5 protein-coding genes and 1 pseudogene are annotated in these 4234 nt (G+C 71.4%); all 6 read left to right on the top strand.

The genetic code is table 11. The features are described 5' to 3' along the window. A partial coding sequence (locus H5J33_RS25660; protein ID WP_258565397.1) for a carbohydrate kinase family protein occupies window positions 1-510 on the top strand: 510 nt, incomplete at its 5' end. Between the two features lie 190 nt (window positions 511-700). Further along, complete coding sequence (locus H5J33_RS25655; RefSeq protein ID WP_181797237.1) at window positions 701-1783, top strand: PhoH family protein; 1083 nt, start codon at window positions 701-703, stop codon at window positions 1781-1783. A 12-nt stretch (window positions 1784-1795) separates the two neighbouring features. Further along, complete coding sequence (ybeY, locus tag H5J33_RS25650; RefSeq protein ID WP_181797236.1) at window positions 1796-2293, top strand: rRNA maturation RNase YbeY; 498 nt, start codon at window positions 1796-1798, stop codon at window positions 2291-2293. A 9-nt stretch (window positions 2294-2302) separates the two neighbouring features. After that, window positions 2303-3604: a hemolysin family protein gene (locus H5J33_RS25645; RefSeq protein ID WP_181797235.1), complete on the top strand. Its 1302-nt coding sequence runs from the start codon at window positions 2303-2305 to the stop codon at window positions 3602-3604. After that, window positions 3601-3960: an MmcQ/YjbR family DNA-binding protein gene (locus tag H5J33_RS25640; protein WP_181797234.1), complete on the top strand. Its 360-nt coding sequence runs from the start codon at window positions 3601-3603 to the stop codon at window positions 3958-3960. The genes H5J33_RS25645 and H5J33_RS25640 overlap by 4 nt, the downstream gene beginning before the upstream one ends. 47 nt (window positions 3961-4007) lie before the next feature. After that, window positions 4008-4234, top strand: a pseudogene (locus H5J33_RS25635) (cytidine deaminase); the annotation flags it as partial.

Below are 4234 nucleotides of genomic sequence, written 5' to 3'. Positions count from 1 at the left end.
TACTGCGAGGCGTTCCTGCCCAACGCGGAGGAGGCGCGCCGCTACACCGGCGCCGACTGCCCCCGGGCCGCCGCGCACGCGCTCACCGAGTGCGTGCCGGTGGCCGTGGTGACCCTCGGCGAGGAGGGCGCCTACGCGGTGGACCGGCGCACCGGGGAGGCCGCCGAGGTCCCCGCGATCGCCGTGGAGGCGCTGGATCCGACCGGGGCCGGGGACGTGTTCGTCGCCGGGTTCGTGACCGGCTCGCTGGCCGGCTGGCCGCTGGCCGACCGGCTGGCCTTCGCAGGGCTCACGGCCGCGCTGTCGGTGCAGGAGTTCGGCGGCTCGCTGTCCGCGCCCGGCTGGTCGGAGATCGGCGCGTGGTGGCGCAAGGTGCAGTCCCTGCCCGGGCAGGACCCGATGGCCCTGGCGCGGTACGCCTTCCTGGAGGACCTCGTCCCCAAGCGGCTGGACCGCCCCTGGCCGCTGCGCCGGGCCGTGCCCACCATCGGGTTCGGCCGCTCGGCCTGAGCCACGGGTACGGCGGGCGGCACCGCGGGCCGGGGAACCCGGGTGCGGCGGCGGCACGGCGGGCCGGAAAAACGGTCGTAGGAAAAGCCCTACGGCGTTGTCAGCCCCCCGTCGTACCCTGGACAGTGCGAGGCCGCCGTCAGCCGTGCGGCCGTGACGAGGAGGAAGCGCAGGCCTTCAGCGCCGGCCCATGACAGAGACACCGACAGCTCACACCCCCGCGCAGGAGCAGGCGAGAGCGCAGTTCACCGTCCCCGCCCAGCACCCCATGGTCACCGTGCTGGGTTCCGGCGACTCCCTCCTGCGCGTGATCGAGAGGGCCTTCCCGGCGGCCGACATCCACGTCCGGGGCAATGAGATCAGCGCGGTCGGCGACCCCGTCGACGTCGCCCTGATCTCGCGCGTGTTCGACGAGATGATGCTGGTGCTCCGCACCGGGCAGCCGATGACGGAGGACGCAGTGGAACGCTCGATCGCCATGCTCAAGGCGAGCGAGAACGGCACGAACGACGGGCCCGAGACCCCGGCGCAGGTGCTCACGCAGAACATCCTTTCCTCGCGTGGCCGCACCATCCGCCCCAAGACCCTCAACCAGAAGCGGTACGTCGACGCGATCGACAAGCACACGATCGTCTTCGGCATCGGCCCCGCCGGCACCGGCAAGACCTACCTGGCCATGGCCAAGGCCGTGCAGGCCCTGCAGTCCAAGCAGGTCAACCGGATCATCCTGACCCGCCCGGCGGTGGAGGCGGGCGAGCGCCTCGGCTTCCTGCCCGGCACCCTCTACGAGAAGATCGACCCGTATCTGCGCCCGCTGTACGACGCGCTGCACGACATGATCGACCCGGACTCCATCCCCCGGCTGATGGCCGCCGGGACGATCGAGGTCGCGCCGCTCGCCTACATGCGCGGCCGCACGCTCAACGACGCCTTCATCATCCTGGACGAGGCCCAGAACACCAGCCCCGAACAGATGAAGATGTTCCTCACCCGCCTCGGCTTCGACTCGAAGATCGTGATCACGGGTGACGTGACGCAGGTCGACCTGCCCGGCGGGCAGAAGTCCGGCCTGCGCCAGGTGCAGGAGATCCTCGAGGGCGTCGAGGACGTCCACTTCTCCCGGCTGTCGTCCCAAGATGTCGTACGGCACAAGCTGGTGGGCCGTATCGTCGACGCGTACGAGCAGTACGACAGCAAGCACGGCACCGAGAACGGTGGCTCCCCCAGGGGAGGCCGGGCCGGGACCGGCGCCAGGGGCTCCAAGGGGAAGTAGACCAGCACGACCATGTCGATCGACGTCAACAACGAGTCCGGCACCGAGGTAGACGAGCAGGCGATCCTGGACATCGCCCGCTACGCGCTCGCGCGGATGCGCATCCACCCGCTCTCCGAGCTCTCGGTGATCGTCGTGGACGCCGACGCCATGGAGCAGCTGCACGTCCAGTGGATGGACCTGCCGGGCCCCACCGATGTCATGTCCTTCCCGATGGACGAGCTCCGGCCGCCGTCCAAGGACGACGACGAGCCGCCGCAGGGACTGCTCGGGGACATCGTGCTGTGCCCGGAGGTCGCCGCCCGGCAGGGCGCCGAGGCGCCCACCCGGCACTCCATGGACGAGGAGCTCCAGCTGCTCACCGTCCACGGCGTGCTGCACCTGCTCGGGTACGACCACGAGGAGCCCGACGAGAAGGCCGAGATGTTCGGGCTCCAGGCGGCCATCGTGGACGGCTGGCGGGCCGAGCGCGGCCTGACCGGCCCGTCGCCCGCGCCGACCGTCTCGTAAGCGGGCCGCATGTCCGTTCAGCTCGTGCTCGGCGCGATCGCGCTCGTCGTCGTGGCCTGGCTCGCCGCCTGCGCGGAGGCGGGCCTCGCCCGTGTCTCCAGCTTCCGCGCCGAGGAGGCCGTGAAGTCCGGCCGGCGGGGCAGTGCCCGGCTCGCCCAGGTCGCCGCCGACCCCACCCGCTATCTGAACGTGGCCCTGCTGGTCCGGGTGGCCTGCGAGATGGCCGCCGCCGCGCTGGTCACCTACGCCTGCCTCCAGGAGTTCTCCGCCACCTGGCAGGCCCTGCTGGTCGCCATCGGTGTGATGGTCCTCGTGTCGTACGTCGCCGTCGGCGTCTCCCCGCGCACCATCGGCCGCCAGCACCCGATCCACACCGCGACCGCGGCGGCCTATGTGCTGCTGCCGCTCGCCCGGATCATGGGCCCGGTGCCCTCCCTGCTGATCCTCATCGGCAACGCGCTCACGCCCGGCAAGGGCTTCCGGCACGGCCCCTTCGCCTCCGAGGCGGAGCTGCGGGCGCTGGTCGACCTCGCCGAGAAGGAGTCGCTGATCGAGGACGAGGAGCGCCGGATGGTGCACTCGGTGTTCGAACTGGGCGACACCCTGGTGCGCGAGGTCATGGTGCCGCGCACCGACCTGGTCACCATCGAGCGCTTCAAGACCATCCGCCAGGCCCTCACCCTGGCCCTGAGGTCCGGCTTCTCGCGCATACCGGTGACCGGTGAGAGCGAGGACGACGTCATCGGGATCGTGTATCTGAAGGACCTGGTCCGCAAGACGCACATCAGCCGGGAGGCGGAGGGCGACCTGGTGTCCACGGCGATGCGCCCGGCCGTGTTCGTGCCCGACACCAAGAACGCCGGCGACCTGCTGCGCGAGATGCAGAAGGAACGCAACCACGTCGCCGTCGTCATCGACGAGTACGGCGGCACCGCCGGCATTGTCACCATCGAGGACATCCTGGAGGAGATCGTCGGGGAGATCACCGACGAGTACGACCGGGAACTGCCGCCCGTGGAGGACCTCGGCGACGACCGCTTCCGGGTCACCGCCCGCCTGGACATCACCGACCTCGGCGAGCTGTACGGCCTGGAGGAGTACGACGACGAGGACGTGGAGACCGTCGGCGGGCTGCTCGCCAAGGCGCTCGGCCGGGTGCCGATCGCCGGCGCGTCCGCCGAGGTCGGCCTGCCGGACGGGCGGGTGCTGCGGCTGACCGCGGAGGCCGCGGCCGGCCGCCGCAACAAGATCGTCACGGTGCTGGTCGAGCCGGTCCCCGTGCCGGTCGCCGAGGAGGAGAAGGCCGAGTGACCCCCAAGGGGCTGCGCGCCTTCTGCCTGTCGTTCAACGCGGCGGTGGAGGACTTCCCGTTCGGACCGGAGATCTCGGTCTTCAAGGTGCTGGGCAGGATGTTCGCCCTGACCGGACTGGACGCGCGGCCCCTGACGGTCAACCTCAAGTGCGACCCGGAGGACGCGGTCCGGCTGCGCGGCGAGCACGAGGGGCTGATCGTCCCCGGCTGGCACATGAACAAACGGCACTGGAACACGGTGACCGTCGACGGGGCGCTGCCGGACCGGCTGGTCAGGGAGCTGATCGAGGACTCCTACGACCTGGTCGTGGCGGGTCTGCCGAGGGCGGAGCGGCTGCGGCTCGACCGGCCCTGACGCACCCGTGGCCGGGCGCTCCCGGCGCCGCTTCGTATGCTCGGGGCATGACCGAGAGCACCGGGCTTGACCCCGAGGACCGCAAGATCGTCACCCTGGCCCGTTCCGCACGGGCCCGCAATGTCGTGCCCGAGGGCGCGGCCGTACGGGACGAGACCGGGCGCACGTATGTCGCCGGGACGGTGGAGCTGCCCTCGCTGAAGCTGAGCGCGCTGCGGACCGCCGTCGCGATGGCCGTGGCCTCGGGGGCGCGGTCCCTGGAGGCGGCGGCCGT

Source organism: Streptomyces sp. WELS2, from assembly GCF_013870595.1.
Lineage (GTDB): Bacteria > Actinomycetota > Actinomycetes > Streptomycetales > Streptomycetaceae > Streptomyces.
Note: the sequence above shows the minus strand (reverse complement) of the source record. Positions and strands in the feature narration are given on the sequence as shown.